The following is a 16,992-nucleotide window of genomic DNA, read 5'->3' as shown; positions in this document are numbered from 1 at the left end:
GCCTTGTTCGCGCGCGATGGATTGTTGCACGTCGCCCAAAAGCGGAAACCGGGTTTGGGACCGCGACATGCACCGAAATGGGCTGCCGGGGGGCATCTCGAAGGGACAAGACCGTGATCAAGACCGCCCTTGTCGCCATGACCATTGTCGGCTGCGACTGCGACGCCAAGCTTTGCGAGTATATCGGCGAGACGCCGGCCAAGTGGTCGACGATCGCCGAATGCGAAGCGGCGATGAAGAGCCAGATGCTGCACGAGCGCAATTTCAACTATCCGCTCATCTCCGGCATCTGCCGCGCAAAAGGCTCGTCGTCCTCCTCGCAACTGGCCGCGACCGCGTCGCGCCCGGACCTGAAGCCCGCCAGCAGGGTCGTTGAAACCGAAAGCCCGCTGCCGCCGGAATTGAGCCGCCGACCGAGCGTTCCTGTCGGCGCGCCGACGACGGCCGTGGAAGCGGAGGCCGCCCGGCCCGTCGCCTATGAACAAGTGGTCGATGGCGGAACCGGTGTGCTCTATCGCACAAAGAACGGCTACGCCGTGGTCAAGACCGATCTTGGCCGCGCCGTGTCGGCGACCGCCGATGCGGCGAAGCGGTCGGCCAACTGGCTGGCCGGACTGGTACCGAAGGGCCTGTAGAGCAACTCCAGGGCTAGTGTGAAGCGGTTTTCCCGGGAAAAGCGCATAGCGCTTTCCCTCAGGGGATTGCGCCGAAACAACGCCCCTACAGCTTGACCTTCAGGCTCTGCCAGAACTTGTCGATCAGCGGCTTTTCGGTGGCCGCATCCTCGCCGGCGACGCGGGTGATGAACAACAACCCCTGATCGGCAAGGCCGAAGCCGACGATCTCGAAATCGGCGGTGTCGGTGCGTGTCTTCACCTTGGCGAGAATGCCGGTCAGTTCCTTGCCGTCGGCGAGCTTGCGCGTTGTCGGCTCCTGCGTCAGCTTCGCACCAGCCTGCACCGATTCCTTGGTCATTTCCTGCAGCATCAGCTGGTTGAGCGACACCGGATTCATCTTGCCGTATTCCTGCACGACGACGATCGTGCCCAGCGCCGACGCCATCAGATACTGCGTGATGTTCTCGCCGAGATCGGTCTTGGTCACCGAGATGTCGCTCGGATGGACGAAGGAGAAACTGCCGCCGGAAAAGGTGGCGAAGTCGTTGCGCTCGAGCGTCACCTTGCTCTGTTTGCCGCCGGGCAGCGTCACGTTTGTGCTCTCGCCGGGATCGATATCGACCGTCACGCCGTCGATCGTCAGCTTGAAAGCCTTGAGATCCTCGGCTCCGGCCGGTCCAGCGCACAGCGCGATGAGGGTGAGTGCCGCCGCTGATACCATCCGCATGGTCGTTCTCCTGACGTCTACACCATCCCGCTCAAAGCCTTGATGGCACGGTAGAAGGTCGAGGAAAACAGTTCCGTCGGGTCATATTGCCGCTTCTTGGCCAGGAAGGCCGGCAACTCGGGATAAGAGGCCAGCAATTCCCTGGCCGTGTAGTGCAGCTGGTAGGGCAGGAAGAATCGCCCGCCATGCTTGATCGTCACGTCGATCAGCCCCCGTGTCAGCGCCCGCATTTTCGCATTGCCGTCGGCATCGGTCGGCTGGTTGATGTAGAGCACCAGCGAATAGGCCGGCTCCGGCGCGTAGGTCAGCGCGACATCTTCCTTGTGGACGATGCGCACCGAGGCATTGAGCACCGGCAGCGGTTGGTTGCGCAGGATTTCGCGCGCTTCCGAAATGAACTCGATGTAGGCGGCGCGCGGGATGAAGTACTCGTGCAGGATGTCGGTCTCATCCATCAGGTCGTTGAACAAATAGGGCACCGAATCGTGCATCGGGTTGTTGCGGGTGACGAGACAGGCCTCGCCTTCGGCCATGGCTGAAGTGCGCGCCACCGTGCAGCTTTCGAATTTCGGTTCCAACGTCTTTTCGGTGAACCACTTCAACTCCTGGAACAGGCTGCCCCATTTCGCCAGATTGATGAGCACCCGCTTCAGCCCCACCGAACCCGGCTCGCCGATCTCAGGCTGGTCGGCCGGCGGCTGGTCGGCCACCTTGTCGTAGCGATAGACGATCATATCCTCGAGGAAATTTCCCGGCGCAGTCGACAGATGGCCGTAGAACAGGCCGATCTCCTTGTTCGGCTCCAGCACGTCGGCGAAGAATTTCGGGAAATCGTTCGATTTGATGATCTCGCGTGAGGTGCGGTAGACCGTGTTGTCGACGATATCGAGCGTCGCCTCCAGCACCACGCCGAACAGGCCGTAGCCGCCGACGACGTGGCGGAACAGCTCGATGTTCTCGCTCAGTGAGCAGGTTGTCACCGAACCATCGGCCAGCATCACCCGCATCGAGCGGATCGAGCCGGCAACTGAACCCGCCTGATGGTCCATGCCATGCGCGTTGACCGACAGCGAGCCGCCGACCGAGAAGATGTCGGTCGACTGCATCGCCTTCACCGCGAAGCGCGGATGCAAAAGGTTCTGGATATCGTGCCAGCGCGCGCCCGGCTGCAGGGTCATGGTCTTGGCCGCGGCATCGACGGTGACCTTGTTGAACTTTCTGAGATCGAGCACCAGCGCGTTGTCGTCGAAGGCGTGCCCGCCCATCGAGTGGCGGATGGCGGCCAGCGAGATTTTCAGCCCGTTGGCGCGCGCGAAGGCCAGCGCCTTGGCGATGTGGTCTTCCTCGCTGACCTCGACCACGCCATAGACCGGCGTCTTCGACAGGCCGCTGGCGTCGTTGATGTCGCCGCCTTTTGCCGACCAGGGCAGCGAAGGATCGAAGGCCGGCGGACTGGCAATCGGCTTCATTGGCAGCGCGATGCCATCGACATCGGCGATGCGCCCGGCGTTCTTCGGTCCCGAAGGCCCTCGCGCCAACCGCGCCACAGTGGTGCCGCCCCACAGCACCGCGCCGCCGAAGACGGCCGCACCCAGCAGCAATCGCCGCGACAGGCGAAACCCTTTTTGTTCCTCGGCCATGGATATCCCCCCGTTGGCCAAGGGATAACGCGGCTCTTTGGCAAAAACCATAGCAGTGCATGGCGGAGCCGAGGCGTTGTTACGGCATCAAGGCGCCCAATGATGAGGTTCAGGCGTCACAAAGGTGATCTCGAAGAGTTGCGCTGCCCCCCATCCGCCTGCCTGGCGATGAGGGACAGCGCCCTACCCATCAAGATTGGGCTTACGAAGACTTCTTGATCGACGTCACCATGCCGGTCTTGTCATCGACCGTCACCGCCACCTTGGCGCCGACCTTCAGTTTGCCGACCGCCGCTTCCGGCGACAACTGGTAGATCTTGCCGTCGTCGAGGGTGATCGACTTGGTCGTCGGATCGACCGACTGGATGGTGCCCTGAACGGTCGCGGCATAGGCCGTGCCGAGGAAGGCGAGCAGGGCGGCGGTGGTTGCGAGGGTCTTCTTCATCGGTAAGCACTCCGTGCTGTTTCGGTTTCCCGGGGCTGCCGTCTTGGGCAACGACAGCACCGAACGGCCTGAAACTGAAACTGAAAGCTCCTCCTCCGCAAATCACGTTGAGTGAATTTTCGCAAACAATATCATAGGCTTAATTCCGACACATTGCCTGCCGTCGATGCAACTGCCGGCCGCTTCGGTTCCCTCCAGCAAGTGCACTTCTTTCCACGAAAAGAGTCACTTGGCCGATTGTGGCGGGCAGCTTTCAATCACCACGCGGCTGCCGCAATCCACCTCGGGCGGCATCACGAAACAGACTTCTGGCCGATCATCGGTACAAAATTTGTTTCATGGATCAGTTCAAACCGCCCCCAAATGCGGGATGAAACTCGCGCTCCGGTTGCAAACTGGGAATGGATGCAGGATGGTGTCGACCGTCGCGATGAAGGGGGCATTCCATGAAGCTTGCAGTCCGGACCATGATATCCCTGATGCTGGCGTTTGCTCCGGGATTGGCCGAGGCGCAAAATTCTAATCAGGGTGGCGACAAGGTTGTCAGCGTCGCCAGGGACGATCCGGATATGGCGGCGGCCATAGCGCAGGCTCGCGCAGGCCTGGATGAATTCCTGACATTGTCGGAGGCTCCCCCACCTTTGACATCAGACTTCAAATTGAAGGTCGAGGTCAGGGACGGAGACGCCGCAGAACATTTCTGGATCATACCCTTCCACCGCACCGCAACCGGATTTGCAGGTACGTTGGCGAACGAGCCACAGAGCGTGCACAACGTCGTAGCCGGCCAGGAACTCGAATTCACCCGGGAAGATATTTCCGACTGGGGCTACACCAGAAACGGCCGTCAAGTCGGCAGCTTCACAGTCTGTGTGTTGTTTAAGACCATGTCGAAGGAAGACGTCGACTATTACCGCCAGAACTATGGCTTCGACTGCTGACGCGCGTCACCTGACTAACCCGTCTCCCCATCCCTCGCGCCGATCTTGCGCACCAGCGCCGCGGTCGCCAGCATGGCGCCCATGTCCGCGATCATCGGCGCGACATGCCTGGTGTAGTCGAGCGGCACCGAGATAGCCGGCAGTTCGAAGAAATTCTTCGTCTGCGGCAGCAGCAGGAAACCGTCGCTGCCGTTGAGCGCGACGCGGGCCGGATCGTCCGGCCAGGTTTCGCCCAGCCATTTCAGCGCCTGCGCCAGCCGGCCGGTCACCAGCGGCCGCGCCGCCTCGATGTTGTCGGTGCGAAATTCATAGGCGGCGTCGAGTTCGGGCACACCGGACGACAAGTCCTGCATCTTGCTGGCGAACATGCCGCGGAAGAAGCCGACGACCGCATTGGTCCGCCGCGTCGCCACCAATATTCCCGGGAACGGCTCGATCGCTTCGAAAGCGACGACGACACCCTTGAAGGCTGTCGATGAACCCTTGCCCGACCCTTCGCGCAATTCTGCTTCGTAAAGCTCGAACGGAAACTCTTCGTAGCGGCCCGAAACGACATCGTCGAACGACTGCCGGTTGAAAGGCCCGACCGCCTCGCGCGGCAGCCGGTCGAACGAGTTCGGCCTCCCCCCATGCTGGTAACGCATATCCGCGATGAAGCCGAAGATGATCGGCAGCAGCGTCTCGCGGAACGATTGCTGCAGCCGCGTCGCCGGTTTCATGGCCTGGAAATAGAGCAGGATCAAAGCCGCGAAGCCGATGACGTAGAGAAACACATGCGGCGTCGAGAACCATTGCTCATTGGGGTCGGCGACCTTGTTGAACAGCCAGGCGATCAGCACCACAAACACCAGCACCAGGCCGACGAACAGCGGCACCCGCCAGCGCACCTGCCGAACCGCCGAAGCCCTCGCCGCCTCATAGGTCTCGATGTCTTTCCGGATGCCGGCCGTGACCGCCTCGCTCGGCATGAAATCCGCTGTTTCCATCGCCATCCCCCCCGTAAGCCTGCCGCTGCCGGCGCATGATAGTCGGTTTTGCCGAGGCCGCCAGACGGTTAGGCGGTGCCCCCGTCCTCGCTTCTAGGGGAAGGGAAAATCGCCTCCAGCCGGCCCTTGACCTTGCCGCGCATCCGCCCCTTCAACCCTGCCACCGGCAGCAGCCGCTCATGATCACCGGCGCGCAGCCGCACAAAGGGATGCAACTGGTAGGACGCGATCGCGCCGCGCGTGCCGGCATCGGCACTGACATCGACGATGAATATGCCTCCAATGCGCCCCGGCCATGGCTGGCGGGCAAGGGCCGTGCCGAGGAAATCGCCGAGCCCATAGGCGACGATCGTCTGGTCGATCCGCTCCACCGGTTGTACGACATGGGCATGATGGCCGGCGATCAGCCCGACACCATCTGCGGCCAGCCGCCTGGCCAGTGCCTGCGTCTCGGCGCGCGGAAAATGCCGGAACTCCCAGTCCCAATGCGGCACCGCGCAGAGAAGATCGAGGCCGGCGCGCGGCCATTGCGCTGGATCGCTTTCCATCGACACGCGGCCGGCGAACAGGTTCTCGTCAGCGTTGCGCCATAGCGTGAAGGCCGCGAAGCCGAATGTCAGCGGGCCGACGGTGACAGGCACTAACGCACCATTGGCGGACAGGCCGATGGTGCGGATGCCGAGCCGTTTCAGCGCCGCCACCGTCGCGTCGAAACCGGCGACGCCCTGGTCGAGCACATGATTGTTGGCGAGCGACAGCACCAGCTTTTCGTGTGCGATGCCAACGGCCGCCAGCGTCTCGACCAGAAAGCGCTCGCTCATCGCATGGTGCGTGCCGAGTTTTGTCCCCAGCACCGCATTTGGTGCGTCCACGATCGGGCTTTCGCAATTGCCGATTACCAGGTCGGCAGCGCCGAGCAACGCCTTGATCGCCGGATCGCAGTCCGGCGCACCGCGGTTGGCCACCGCCGAGATGTCGCCGATGAAGGCGAGCGGCACCGCCCGCTTCGGCGGCGGTGTCATCATCGTCGCGGCCATCGGCGCGAAACCATTGGCATCACCGCCGAGCGAGGGCTTCAGAAAGCGCGGCAGCCACGACAGTTTGTAGGAAAGCGGATAGTTCGACACGCCCAAGCCCAATCGTTTGCCCTGTGTAGACCGTCGGGCTCGAGGGTTGAAGCGCATCCGCAGACAATCTTGCAACGATGACAGTCTGCGCCTCGGCGCTGACAGGCGCGGCTCTGCAAATGCGTGTATGCTGGCCGAGCGACCAACGCATGGGGGAAAAGATGACACGAATAGCAAGCCTGCTGGCATCCGCTTTCATTCTGCTTGTGCCCTTGTCGTCCGCGCGCGCCGCCATGCCCGAAGCGGCAACCGCCTTGTTCGAGGCCAGGACCGTGGCCGCGCGCGACACCGCCCTGGCGACGCTGGAGGCCGCCGCGCCAAAAGATCCGGCGTCCGCCTACGCGGCCGGCGCCGGCGAGTTCTTCACCGCGCTGGAGCTGCTGGCCAGCGGCCTGCACCGCCATGGTTTCGAAAGCCCGCAATCCTTCATGCTGCCATTGATGCGGCTGCCGGTGCCGGACAATCCCAACCCAGAGCCGCTGACCTATGAGCAGTTCCGCGCCATTCTGGTCGGCTTCCGCGACCGGCTGGAAAAATCCGCCGCAACGCTGGGCTCGGTCCCGGCCGATGCCGATATCGGCATGGTGCTCGACCTCACCCATGTCGGCATCGACCTCAATGAGGACGGTGCGATCACGCCGGATGAGAGCATGGCCGCCATCATGGCGTCGCTGTCGCGCGGCGGCAGCGCACCGGACGGAGCAGTACCCGCTCTCACCTTCCGCTTCGACCGCGCCGACGGCTATTGGCTGCAGGGCTATGCCGAATTCCTGATGGCGCAGGCCGATTTCTGGCTGGCGCATGATTTCAGGAGCACCTTCGACGGCTCCTTCCACATGCTGTTCCCGCGCGCCAAACTGCCGTTGCAGGACATTCTCGTGCCGCCGAGCAGCGACATGGGCAGCAGCATCTTCACGTCGGAATGGCGCATCGCCGATTTCATCTCGTTGGTGCATCTGGTCAACTGGCCGGTTGTCGAACCCGAGCGCCGGCAAGCGGCGCGTCGCCACCTGCTCGAAATGATCCGGCTCTCGCGCGAGGACTGGAAGGCGATCCGCGCCGAGACCGACAACGACCGCGAATGGCTGCCGGGACCGCAGCAGAAGGGCGAGAACCCGCTCACTGGCCTTGAAGTCGGCGAAGAGCAGGTCGAGGCCTGGCTCGCCACCTTGACCATGGCCGAGGATCTTCTGGAAGGCCGCTTGCTGCTGCCGCATTTCCGCATCACCGGCAAGGGCATCAACATGAAGCGCTTCTTCGACGAGCCAAAACCCTTCGACCTGGTGCTGTCGATCACCGGCCCGGCCATCGCGCCCTATCTCGAAAGCGGCAAGATCCTGACCAGCGACGAATTCAACCAGATCCAGCGCCAGTTCGGCGGCAGCGGTTTTCTGACTTTTGCCCTGTGGTTCAACTAAGGGCAACGGCAGGACGCTAGAAAATCGCGCCCTGATAGAGCACCGTCTCGGCCTCTTCAGGCGCAAACCGGCGGGCCAGCGTGCGAAACGCGCTGTGCACGCCGTCGCGGTCGATATTGCAGCTTCTGAGATGCCGCACCGCCAGCGTCGGATCGAAGGCGCTGCGGCCATGCAAGACACGCTGATTGTCGAAGACCAGCACCTCGCCCGGCTGCAGCTGGTGCTGGAACTGGTTTTGCGGATCGCAGATCAGCCGCGTCAGTTCGGCCAGCGCCTCGATCACGCCGTCGATTTCATCCTCTGAGGCCGTCTGTGCCGCCAGGCAGCGGTCGTTGTAGCGGACGCCGGTGACGACCCCGGTTGCATCGAGGCTGATGACATGTGCCTCGGCACTGAAGAACACCTCGCCCGCATGCTCGCGATGAAAGGTGACGCCGTGCCGCGTCAACAGATCGAACAGTTCCGGCGTCTGCGTCTGCATCAGCGCGGCAACATGGAAGCCGTCAACCATCTGGGAGGTGCCGCCGCTGCCCGCACCGGTGCGGATGGCGTGGAAGAAGATGAAGCCCGGCGGCGCATAACGGAACGGCTCGTCCGTATGCGGGATCTGCGCCCTAGCCGTCTCTCCCGCCACGCGCGCATCCGGCCGCGAGATCAGGTCGAACACCTTGCCGTAGCTGGTCTCGCGGATCGGCCCGTAGCGGCCGGCGACCCGCGCCGTGGCTTCCGTTTCTGCGGGAACCCCGGTCAGCATGGCGATGCCGTGATTGCGTAACGCCCGCAGCGAATGGAACAGCATCTCGTCGTCCTCGACAACCGCGTCGAATGAAAAGCGGCCAAGCCGCGCGGTCAGGTCGCTGCTCCACAATTGCGGCTGGAACCGGGCCGGGCCTGAGCCAGCGCCGGCATGGTCTGCCAGGAATTCAGCTCCGAAGTGCGAGACATGGCCATCATCCCAGACGACACCCACCTCGCCCGCCGTGACATTGATTGAGCTGGCTCGAACGCTTGCGCCAATATCGGCCGGTGTCAGCCATCTCTTGCCGGAGACAGTGTCGCCACAGGCATCGCATTCGCAAGCCAGCCGCAGCCAGCGCGTCGAAAGCTTTCCAGTTCGGCCGTCCGCCAGGTCGACGACGACGCGCTGGCCTTCGGCACGCATGGCGCGGATCGGCGTGGTCGAAGTCGAATGCCTTGATGGGTGCTTTGGCGTGTCAAGCATTGCAGCGGTCCCTACGATTGAATTTCTTAAACGATCTTAGATGCCTGAAAACGGTGATTCAAACGAGTTCCCTTCGCCAACTTTTGAGTTAAACTCAATCCATGACACTCCGGGATCTTCCCCTATCCGCCTTGCGGGCGCTACTCGCCGCCGCCAGGGCTGGTAGCCTGACGCGCGCTGCCGAGGAGCTGGGCGTCACTCCAGGCGCCATCGGCCATCAGATCCGGCAGCTGGAGGAGCGGCTGGGCGTCAAACTGGTGCGGCGCGAAGGCAATGGCATCGTGCTGACCCGCGCCGCCGAGGCCGCCCTGCCCGACATCGACCGCGGTTTTGACGCGCTGGCTTCCGGCATGCGGCGGCTGCGCTTCGAACGACGGGCCGAGACCTTCACCATCTCAGCCGATCCGTCCTTCGCCTCGCTCTGGCTCGCGCCCCGCCTCAGCAGAGTGCGCGCGGCGCTGGGCAAGCTCGACGTGCGCATCGTTGCGTCCGTTGCGCTCGATACCATGCTGGAGGAAGGTGTCGACCTCGCCATCAGCTATCGCAAGGGCGCAACACCGGATCTCGCATCGCTCGACCTGTTCACCGAACGGGTGATCCCAGCCTGCGCGCCTGCATTGGTTCGCGGCCAAATCAGGTCGGATGTGGCCGAGGTGCTGGACAGCATGCCGCTGCTGCACATCGATCCGACGATGGGCGACGACGTCTACCCGGCCTGGCGCGACTGGTTCACTGCCGCCGGCCGGCAACGGAAAGACATCGACCAGGGCCCACGTTTTGGGCTAACGATCGTCGCGGCACAGGCGGCGATTGCCGGCATGGGAGCATTGCTGGCCAGCGAATTGGTGCTACGGCGTCATCTCGATCCCGGCCATCTCATCGAGATTGCAAGGGATGTGCCGGCGTTGATGATCAGGCGCCGCCTCGTCTGGCCACAGCATAGCCCGAAGGCGCGCCGCGCCGCAGCCGTCGCCGCCGAACTGGCAGCAATTGCCGATATCGGCATCGATGGCGCCCTGCCCGCGTGAGCCCGACTTAAAGCGCAAATCCGTGCAGCCGGCCGAGCAACCATTGCAATGGATTGGCGACGAAGGCGCGGGTGACGAAACTGTCGTGGGCGGCGTCAGAGGCAAGCAAGGCGACGGTACCGGCTTCGAGGCGGCGCGGCGGATCCGAACTGGCGTCGATGCCCTGGCCCGCCAGCAACTGTCTGATTTGCACATTGCCGGAGGCGGAAGATTTTCCATAGGCGCTGACGAAGAAGCTCTTCCTGTGGCGCGCGGCCCAGTTGGCGAAAATGTCGGCCTCGTCGAACACGGCGTCGAGCAGGATGACGCCGAGCAGGCGGCCGTCTATGTCGCCATTCCCTAGGACGAAGGCGGCGGGATTGTAGCCGCCGCTATAGGCGACGAGCACCACCGGCATAGCGTCGAATTTAGCCGCCTTGGCGCCGGTCAACTTGCCCAGGCCTTGCGCTGCCTCGGCCATGAACATCGCGAAGTGACCGGGCGTCCAGAAATTGCCGGCGCTCGAGTCTTGCGCGTTGCTGGCGAATTGCGGCGCCACCAGCACGGCGTTGAGGCCGGACGCTTCGACCTGCGCGACAACCCGCTGGCGGCCGACGACATCGCGCTGCAAGGTGGCGCCATTGCCATGGAAGAACACCACGATGACCGCCGGCCTGGCCGGATCGAACCCTCGTGGCGCCGCCAGCAGCGTGCTGCGGTCGGAATAGGTCTCGTCTTCCCAGTAGATGCCACCACGCGGCGAGGTGTGGCCGCGCCGGCCGTTTGATGTCACGTCGAGAAAAGGCCCGGATCCATCGGGCAGCTTTCCCCGATAGGGAAAGGGTGATGTCTTGAACGGCACGATGGCCGACAAGGCCTTGCGCAAGCGCGCGCCCTCGCCCGCTACCGGGAACGCCGCCGCGGCCAGCAGTCCTGCGACGATGGCGCGCCGGTCGGGCATCAGGCCGTCACCAGCCGGATGGCTGGTGCCTTCGACGGCAACAGCACGGCAAAGAAGGCCGGGATGGCGACGAGATAGGCGATCGCCGCCCATTGCAGCACGGCGCTGAGGCCGAAGCTGGTAGCGACGATCGGCACGGCGGCCGAGCCAATCACCGAAAAGCAGCCGTTGATGCCCCAGGCCCAGACGAACAGATGCTCCTTGCCCAGCCGCGCCAGCCAGGTCATGGCGGTTGCCATCGGCATGCCCATCAGGAAGGCCGGCGGCGACACCAGAAGGAAGCAGAGCAGCAGCCGGACGGCATAAGGATAGGCGCCGATCCAGTCGAGGACCGGCGACAGAGTGAAGCCGTAAGCCAGCAGCAGCAGGCAGATCGCGAGCAGCAGGACAGGCAACAGTGTCCGGGCGCGGTTGAAGATGCGCTCGGCAAACAGGCTGCCGAGACCGGAAAACACCAGCATCGATGAGATCAGCACCGAGGCCGACACGGTCGGATTGGCGAGCGCCACGGTGAAGCGGCTGATCAGCCCGACCTCGACCATGATGTAGCCGAGGCCGAGGCAAGCGAAGTAAAGGATGGTGCCTAGCTTGCCACGCGAGCGCGAGAACACGATGCGCCAGCCGAAGATGACTGGCAGCAGCACCAGCGACGCCGCCGTGATGCAGGCGATGCCGAGCGTCGCCCAGATCAGCAGATAGCCCCAGTCGTCCTGGAACAGGTCGAGCCGGTCCAGTGTCAGCGGCAGGTCGGCGACCTTTACATAAGCGGCGAAGTAGGGCTGGTCGTTGCTCAGCGGACGCACGTCGAACACATAATCGCTGGCAAGCTTCGCCCAGCCGCCCGTCAAAAGCGCGTGCCAGGTCATGCGCTGCAGCGCGGTGGCCGGCAGCACGTCGGGGCCGGCATCGCCGCCAGCATCGGCGCAGGCATCGAGGGTCGGATCGGCCGGCGCGGTCGGGTCGCAGGCTGCGTTGGGAGCGGTCGGGTCGGCCGGCGCCGTCGCATCGGCGGCGGGTTGGGTCAGCGTCGCATCCTGTCCGCTGCCAAAGATCGAGGCGCGATAGTCGTCGAGGATTTTCTGCGCCGTCGAGCCGTCATAAGGCATGCCGGGGTAGTAGACCTCTTCCCACGACATCGACTTGGTGTAGTCGCGCAGCGTCTTGATTTCCGCCGCGCTGAAACCGCCACGCTTGAACAGCACCGTGGTTGTCGAGAGATAGCTCGACACGGCGAAGATATCGTTGGCCGCACCTTGGCGGTCGAACGTCCGGGCCGCCTCGGCGATGGTGGAATAGAGCTTCAGCACCGATTTCGGCGGCTCTTCCTTGTTCCACAGGGTCACCGACAGCACGCCGCCGTCGGCCAGCGCATGCATGTAGCTCAGCATTGCCTCGTGCGTGTAGGCGTATTTCTCCGAGATGGCGAAACCGCCCGGATTGGACAGGCCGACACTGTCGGCTAGGCTGAGATCGATGACGTCGTAGCGCTCGCCGGTGTTGGCGAGAAACAGACGCCCGTCATAGTCGATCACCTTGATGCGCGGCTCGGCCAGGATGTCGCCTGTGACATCCTTCAGCACCGGGTCGCGGAACGCCCGCAATGTCATCGGGTTGCTCTCGGCGACGGTCACCGAGGTCGATCCGGCGTTGAGCGCGGCCTGGGTGGAGATGCCGCCACCGAACTGCACGACGAACGTCCTGGGCTTCGCCTTGATGACATAGGGATAGTGCATCGGCAGATAGCGGAAATAGACCTGCTCGGCCGGCGCCAGATTGCGCATGATGCCTTCCGGCCCGTCACCGTCGCGATACATGCCGACATAGGTGTTGGCCGGAACTTCCGGCATGCCGAAGGCGGCATTGTCGCTCAGGCCCGGCGCGAAATGCATGTAGGAACTGGCATAGACCTGCAGGTCGCCGAACGGCGAGACGCTGCGGTAGATGCGCTTGCCGTCCGGAAAGTTGCGGGCATAGGCGACGCCCTTGTATTGCGACACCGCGATGTCGGGTATGACGAGCAGGCCGGGCAGCATCAGGTAGCCGGCGATCGACAGCGCCGCGACAACCGCGCCGGCGACAACACGCTTCCAGGCGCCGAAGGCGAAGAACCACAGCAGCGAACCGGCGGCCCACAACAGCAGCGGCACGACGATGATGGTTTCAGGCGAAAACAGATACATCGACACCAGCACGACGAGGCCGGCGAGCCCGGAGCCGGTGAGGTCGGCGAAATAGACGCGACTGAAGGCGGTGCGGCTTTTCAGGAAGACGATGCCGAGGAAGAACGCGCCGGCCAGGAACGGCAGGAGATAGAGCAGGAAATTGGCCAGCAGCCGCCATTTCTGCTCGGGATCGGAGACCAGGAAGATGGCGTTGAACGGCACCGTCTGGGCAGCGAGGTTGGAGGCGACGACAAGCGGGCCGACCAGCAGCAGCGCCGCCGTGGCGGCCCCTTGCCAGTGCCTGTCGAACCAGTCCTTGCCGGCGAAGATCACGACGCTGGACAGCGAGAAGCCAAGCATGGCGAGGCTGACCACCAGGGAACCGAAATGCGACCAGCTGCCGACGGCGAACACCCGCATGACCGATATCTGCAGCGCGATGATGGCGCCGGCAATCAGCCCGATTGCGAGGTAATGCGCGAGACCAGGCGCCTCCAGTGAGGCGATGCTTGGTCGGGAGATCGGTGCGACGGCTGCCATGCGGGCCTTTTTATCTGGCGGTTCAGCAAGGCCTTACCAAACGGCCGGCTCAGCTGTTGTGCGTGCCGACGATCTGGTCGCCTTCCATCTTGGTGAAGGGCACGAAAGGCACCACCTTGCCATTATAGATGTCCGAGCGGACGATGTTGAACGTGCCGTCGGCGAGCTCTTCTTTGATCACCTTGAGCACATGCTGGGCGCCTGGCGGACCGACCGGGATGACCATGACGCCATTCGGCTTGAGCTGCTGCAACAGCGACGGCGGAATGTGGTCGATGCCGCAGGTGACGATGATCTTGTCGAACGCCCCAACGCTTTCCCAGCCGTAATAGCCATCGGCGTTGCGGCTGGTGACCGAGCCGAACTCGCTGTAGCCGCGCTCGATCAGCGCGTCATAGGTGCGGCGGGTGCGCTGCGCCAGCGGATTGATGATCTCGATCGTGTGCACCTTGTCGGTCAAATTGGCCAGATAGGCCGACTGGTAGCCGGAGCCGGTGCCGATCTCGAGCACGGATTCGCCGAGCTTGACGTCGATGGCCGTCGTCATGCGTCCGACCAGATGCGGGCCGGAAATGGTCACGCCATAGCCGATGTCGAGGAAGGCGTGATCATAGGCACGCGCCAGATTCTGCGGCAGGACGAACTCCTCGCGCGGCGTCAACAGGAAGGCGCGCTTGTTGCGGTCGTCCAGCACGTCCTTGTTGTAGACCATGATCTGGAAGCGATCGAAGCGCTCGGCCAGCAACTTCGGGTCCTCGCCTCGATTGGCCACCATCCACTCGATGAACGCCTTCTTGTCGTTCACCGGCACTTCGGCGTTGCGATCATACGGCACCGGCACACTAGCCCTAGCGGCGCCAGGAAGAATGGAAAATGCCGCCGCCCCCGCCGACAGCGTCAAGAAGTCCCGACGCTTCATTAAAAAGCCTCCAAAAGTGGCCTTTGCCACCTCAAACCCAAGCATTTCAATCCGATTGCACTGCCTCCCAAAACGAGTCAATGGCCGTCGAGGGGCGACCGTCCGGGCGATGAATTTGTGGCAGGCGGGCAACAGTTTTGCCGATGCCGACGGCCTGTTCAGCAGCACTCAATGGCGCGCGACATTGTCGCATGACTCGCTGAACGGCCTTTTTGGTAAATTAGCAAAGGCTGTTTTGCTTGACTTGGGCGGCAAAAACAGGCAGCAAAACAGGATTGGAGGGGCTCCAATGCCGCGTTGATGGTCGTGGACAAGCCTTTTGAGGCAAAAAGTCCACGTCGTTCGTTTGGTTTTGAGAGGGATTGATTAACCAACTTTGTCCATATTTTGAAGCAATCGGCAACTAACGACAGGCGCGATAAACGCGTCGGGGACCACCTGGGATCACTCACAGAATGGTCGTCGCGGCTATGACAGCCGCGGACGTGGGAGCCGATTGGAGCAAGATTGGTGCATGGCGTTCTTGAGTAAAAAAATTGGCGGGGACGAGCGTTGGGACGGCGAGACCGCCTGCGACGCGCCACGGTCCTCTTCCTTCAACCCTGAACGGATCGTCCGCTGGGTCGCGGTGCCCGGTGTCAGCGCGGCCATTGGCCTGTGGCTGGTCGGTACCATGGCTGGCCTGAGTTCCGTCGGCGCCTCGCTGTCGGCGACATCAGGCGGCCTGCCGCAGACGCTTTCGATGCCGGGGGCGCTTGCCCTTGCCGATCCGTTGAAGCAGCGCTTTCTGAGATCTTCGGCGCCGTTCGTGCTGGCCAGTGCCCATGGCGGCACGCAGGCGCTGCACGATCATTCCGTGCAATGCGGCGCGAGTTGCTTCAAGCTGGCTGCGTTAAACCCGCAGGCTGAGAAATCCGCTCGCCTCGTGGTGCAGGCAAAGCCAGCCCCGATGGTTGTAAAGTCGAAATCGCAAGAGCGTTTCGAGCGCATGGAGGCGTCGCTGTCGCCGGCCAAACTCGCCGCTGCCTTTGCCGGGGCCGGAAAACCTGTCGTCGCGGCCGACGCATCCGCGCGCCCGGTCATTTCCACCCTTGCGCCGCAAATTGCTGAAGCGTCCCTGGTCCCGTCCGTCAAGGTCATGGCCAGCCTGTCGGATGACATGCCGGCTCCAGCGGCCGAACGCTTCGCCCGGATGGATACCGGCTCCGTCGTCGTGCAGACGGCGCCGCAGCCGATGGGCTTTGCCCAGTCGGACGCACAGACGCCAGACAACGCACAGTTGGCGCTTGCCCTCGTCCAGTCGCTGCCGGTCGACGACGAGGCGTTCGCCTCGCCACTACCTATGACCGAGTCCTCGGCCGATGTCGCGGTTTCGCCTGTCGAAACCCAGGAGGCACAGCCCGGCGATGCAGCTTCCCTGCCGGATGCGCTGACCGACGACGTGCCGTTGCCGACCCGGCGCCCGCAATTCGACGCGCCACAGCAGCCCAAGGTCGTACAGCAGTCGACGAAACCCATCCAGCAACCGTCGAAACCCATCCAGCAACAGTCGAAGCCCGTCCAGCAGCAGAAGCCCGCCCGTGAGATGGTTCAACAGGCCCAGCCCTCCAGGCCGGCGCGGCAAGGCAGGTCCGGCGAGGGCGACGTGCTGGCCTATGCCAAGCCCGACACACCTTCCGGCGGCCTTGGCCAGGCATTCAAGAACCTGTTCAACTCGCCGGGCTCCACGAGCGGAGCCAGCAATGGCGTCGCCGTCTACGATATCAGCGCCAAGACCGTCTACATGCCTGACGGCTCGAGGCTCGAGGCGCATTCGGGCGTCGGCGCCATGGCGGACCAGCCGCGCTATGCCGATCAGAAGAACCGCGGACCGACACCGCCCAACACCTACAATCTGTCGCTGCGCGAGTCGCGCTTTCATGGTGTGGAGGCTTTGCGCCTGACACCGGTCGATGGCCGCAACAAATACAATCGCGACGGCCTGCTGGCCCATACCTACCTGCTTCGGGGCCGCTACGCCCAGTCGAGCGGTTGCGTCGCCTTCAAGGACTATGCGCGCTTCCTCGCCGCCTTCAAGAAGGGCAAAATCAAGCGCCTCGTTGTGGTGCCGCGCCTGTCGTCTTCGCCGACGCAGGTCGCATCCGCCGCCAGGGGCGCGTAATACCAAGAAGCATTCGGCCGCACTTTCTGCCCTGCTCCTGACAGCCTACTGTCAGGAGCAGCGTTGTCCAATACGCCTCTCCCCATCGCGCTCTTTCCATTTTGGCCGGGAAATCCCAT

At 63.4% G+C, this 16,992-nt stretch carries 15 protein-coding genes; 6 read left to right on the top strand and 9 right to left on the bottom strand.

The window, feature by feature from the left end; translation table 11 throughout:
* Positions 1-113: 113 nt before the first annotated feature.
* The gene (locus tag AC1D2G_RS19465) at positions 114-635 is read left to right on the top strand and encodes a hypothetical protein (protein ID WP_477415986.1); all 522 of its coding nucleotides are present in this window, start codon (positions 114-116) and stop codon (positions 633-635) included.
* An 85-nt stretch (positions 636-720) separates the two neighbouring features.
* On the opposite strand, the gene AC1D2G_RS19460 is transcribed toward AC1D2G_RS19465, so the two are convergent.
* The 3 genes from AC1D2G_RS19460 to AC1D2G_RS19450 form a co-directional block, all read right to left on the bottom strand.
* Positions 721-1,344 (bottom strand): hypothetical protein, encoded by a 624-nt coding sequence (locus AC1D2G_RS19460; protein WP_477415984.1) that lies wholly within the window; start codon positions 1,342-1,344, stop codon positions 721-723.
* Between the two features lie 17 nt (positions 1,345-1,361).
* On the bottom strand, positions 1,362-2,984 hold the full coding sequence (locus AC1D2G_RS19455) for an FAD-binding protein (RefSeq protein WP_477415982.1): 1,623 nt from the start codon (positions 2,982-2,984) through the stop codon (positions 1,362-1,364).
* Between the two features lie 202 nt (positions 2,985-3,186).
* Entirely contained in the window at positions 3,187-3,429 is a 243-nt protein-coding gene (locus tag AC1D2G_RS19450) for a DUF1344 domain-containing protein (protein ID WP_095090895.1), read from the bottom strand.
* A gap of 446 nt (positions 3,430-3,875) precedes the next feature.
* Between AC1D2G_RS19450 and AC1D2G_RS19445 the strand changes: the two genes are divergently transcribed.
* Positions 3,876-4,370 (top strand): YegJ family protein, encoded by a 495-nt coding sequence (locus AC1D2G_RS19445; RefSeq protein ID WP_477396142.1) that lies wholly within the window; start codon positions 3,876-3,878, stop codon positions 4,368-4,370.
* 14 nt (positions 4,371-4,384) lie between these two features.
* Here AC1D2G_RS19445 and AC1D2G_RS19440 read toward each other — a convergent pair whose 3' ends face one another.
* Together AC1D2G_RS19440 and AC1D2G_RS19435 are read right to left on the bottom strand one after the other, a co-directional pair.
* Positions 4,385-5,356: a hypothetical protein gene (locus AC1D2G_RS19440; protein WP_477396143.1), complete on the bottom strand. Its 972-nt coding sequence runs from the start codon at positions 5,354-5,356 to the stop codon at positions 4,385-4,387.
* Positions 5,357-5,424: 68 nt separating this feature from the next.
* A complete protein-coding gene (locus tag AC1D2G_RS19435; protein WP_477415980.1) occupies positions 5,425-6,483 on the bottom strand; it encodes a CapA family protein in 1,059 nt (352 codons plus the stop codon).
* A 161-nt stretch (positions 6,484-6,644) separates the two neighbouring features.
* Here AC1D2G_RS19435 and AC1D2G_RS19430 point away from each other — a divergent pair, with 161 nt between their 5' ends.
* A complete protein-coding gene (locus tag AC1D2G_RS19430; protein ID WP_477415978.1) occupies positions 6,645-7,901 on the top strand; it encodes a hypothetical protein in 1,257 nt (418 codons plus the stop codon).
* A gap of 16 nt (positions 7,902-7,917) precedes the next feature.
* Here AC1D2G_RS19430 and AC1D2G_RS19425 read toward each other — a convergent pair whose 3' ends face one another.
* Positions 7,918-9,123, bottom strand: coding sequence for a clavaminate synthase family protein (locus AC1D2G_RS19425; RefSeq protein ID WP_477415976.1), 1,206 nt, complete (start codon positions 9,121-9,123; stop codon positions 7,918-7,920).
* Between the two features lie 101 nt (positions 9,124-9,224).
* On the opposite strand from AC1D2G_RS19425, the gene AC1D2G_RS19420 reads away from it, so the two are divergent.
* Entirely contained in the window at positions 9,225-10,151 is a 927-nt protein-coding gene (locus AC1D2G_RS19420) for a LysR substrate-binding domain-containing protein (RefSeq protein WP_477415974.1), read from the top strand.
* A gap of 7 nt (positions 10,152-10,158) precedes the next feature.
* Here the strand turns inward: AC1D2G_RS19420 and AC1D2G_RS19415 are convergent, their stop codons facing one another.
* The 3 genes from AC1D2G_RS19415 to AC1D2G_RS19405 are packed head-to-tail and all read right to left on the bottom strand — an operon-like array spanning position 10,159 to position 14,628.
* Complete coding sequence (locus AC1D2G_RS19415) at positions 10,159-11,091, bottom strand: hypothetical protein (protein WP_477415972.1); 933 nt, start codon at positions 11,089-11,091, stop codon at positions 10,159-10,161.
* Positions 11,091-13,793, bottom strand: a complete 2,703-nt coding sequence (locus AC1D2G_RS19410; RefSeq protein ID WP_477415970.1) for a spermidine synthase family protein — start codon at positions 13,791-13,793, stop codon at positions 11,091-11,093. The genes AC1D2G_RS19415 and AC1D2G_RS19410 overlap by 1 nt, the downstream gene beginning before the upstream one ends.
* A 49-nt stretch (positions 13,794-13,842) precedes the next feature.
* Complete coding sequence (locus AC1D2G_RS19405) at positions 13,843-14,628, bottom strand: protein-L-isoaspartate O-methyltransferase family protein (RefSeq protein ID WP_457152803.1); 786 nt, start codon at positions 14,626-14,628, stop codon at positions 13,843-13,845.
* 31 nt (positions 14,629-14,659) lie between these two features.
* Here AC1D2G_RS19405 and AC1D2G_RS19400 point away from each other — a divergent pair, with 31 nt between their 5' ends.
* Complete coding sequence (locus tag AC1D2G_RS19400; protein ID WP_457152802.1) at positions 14,660-15,013, top strand: hypothetical protein; 354 nt, start codon at positions 14,660-14,662, stop codon at positions 15,011-15,013.
* 213 nt (positions 15,014-15,226) lie between these two features.
* Positions 15,227-16,873, top strand: coding sequence for a DUF2778 domain-containing protein (locus tag AC1D2G_RS19395; RefSeq protein ID WP_477415968.1), 1,647 nt, complete (start codon positions 15,227-15,229; stop codon positions 16,871-16,873).
* Positions 16,874-16,992 lie beyond the last annotated feature (119 nt).

It is taken from the genome of Mesorhizobium sp. P2_C7, assembly GCF_056404515.1.
Note: the sequence above shows the minus strand (reverse complement) of the source record. Positions and strands in the feature narration are given on the sequence as shown.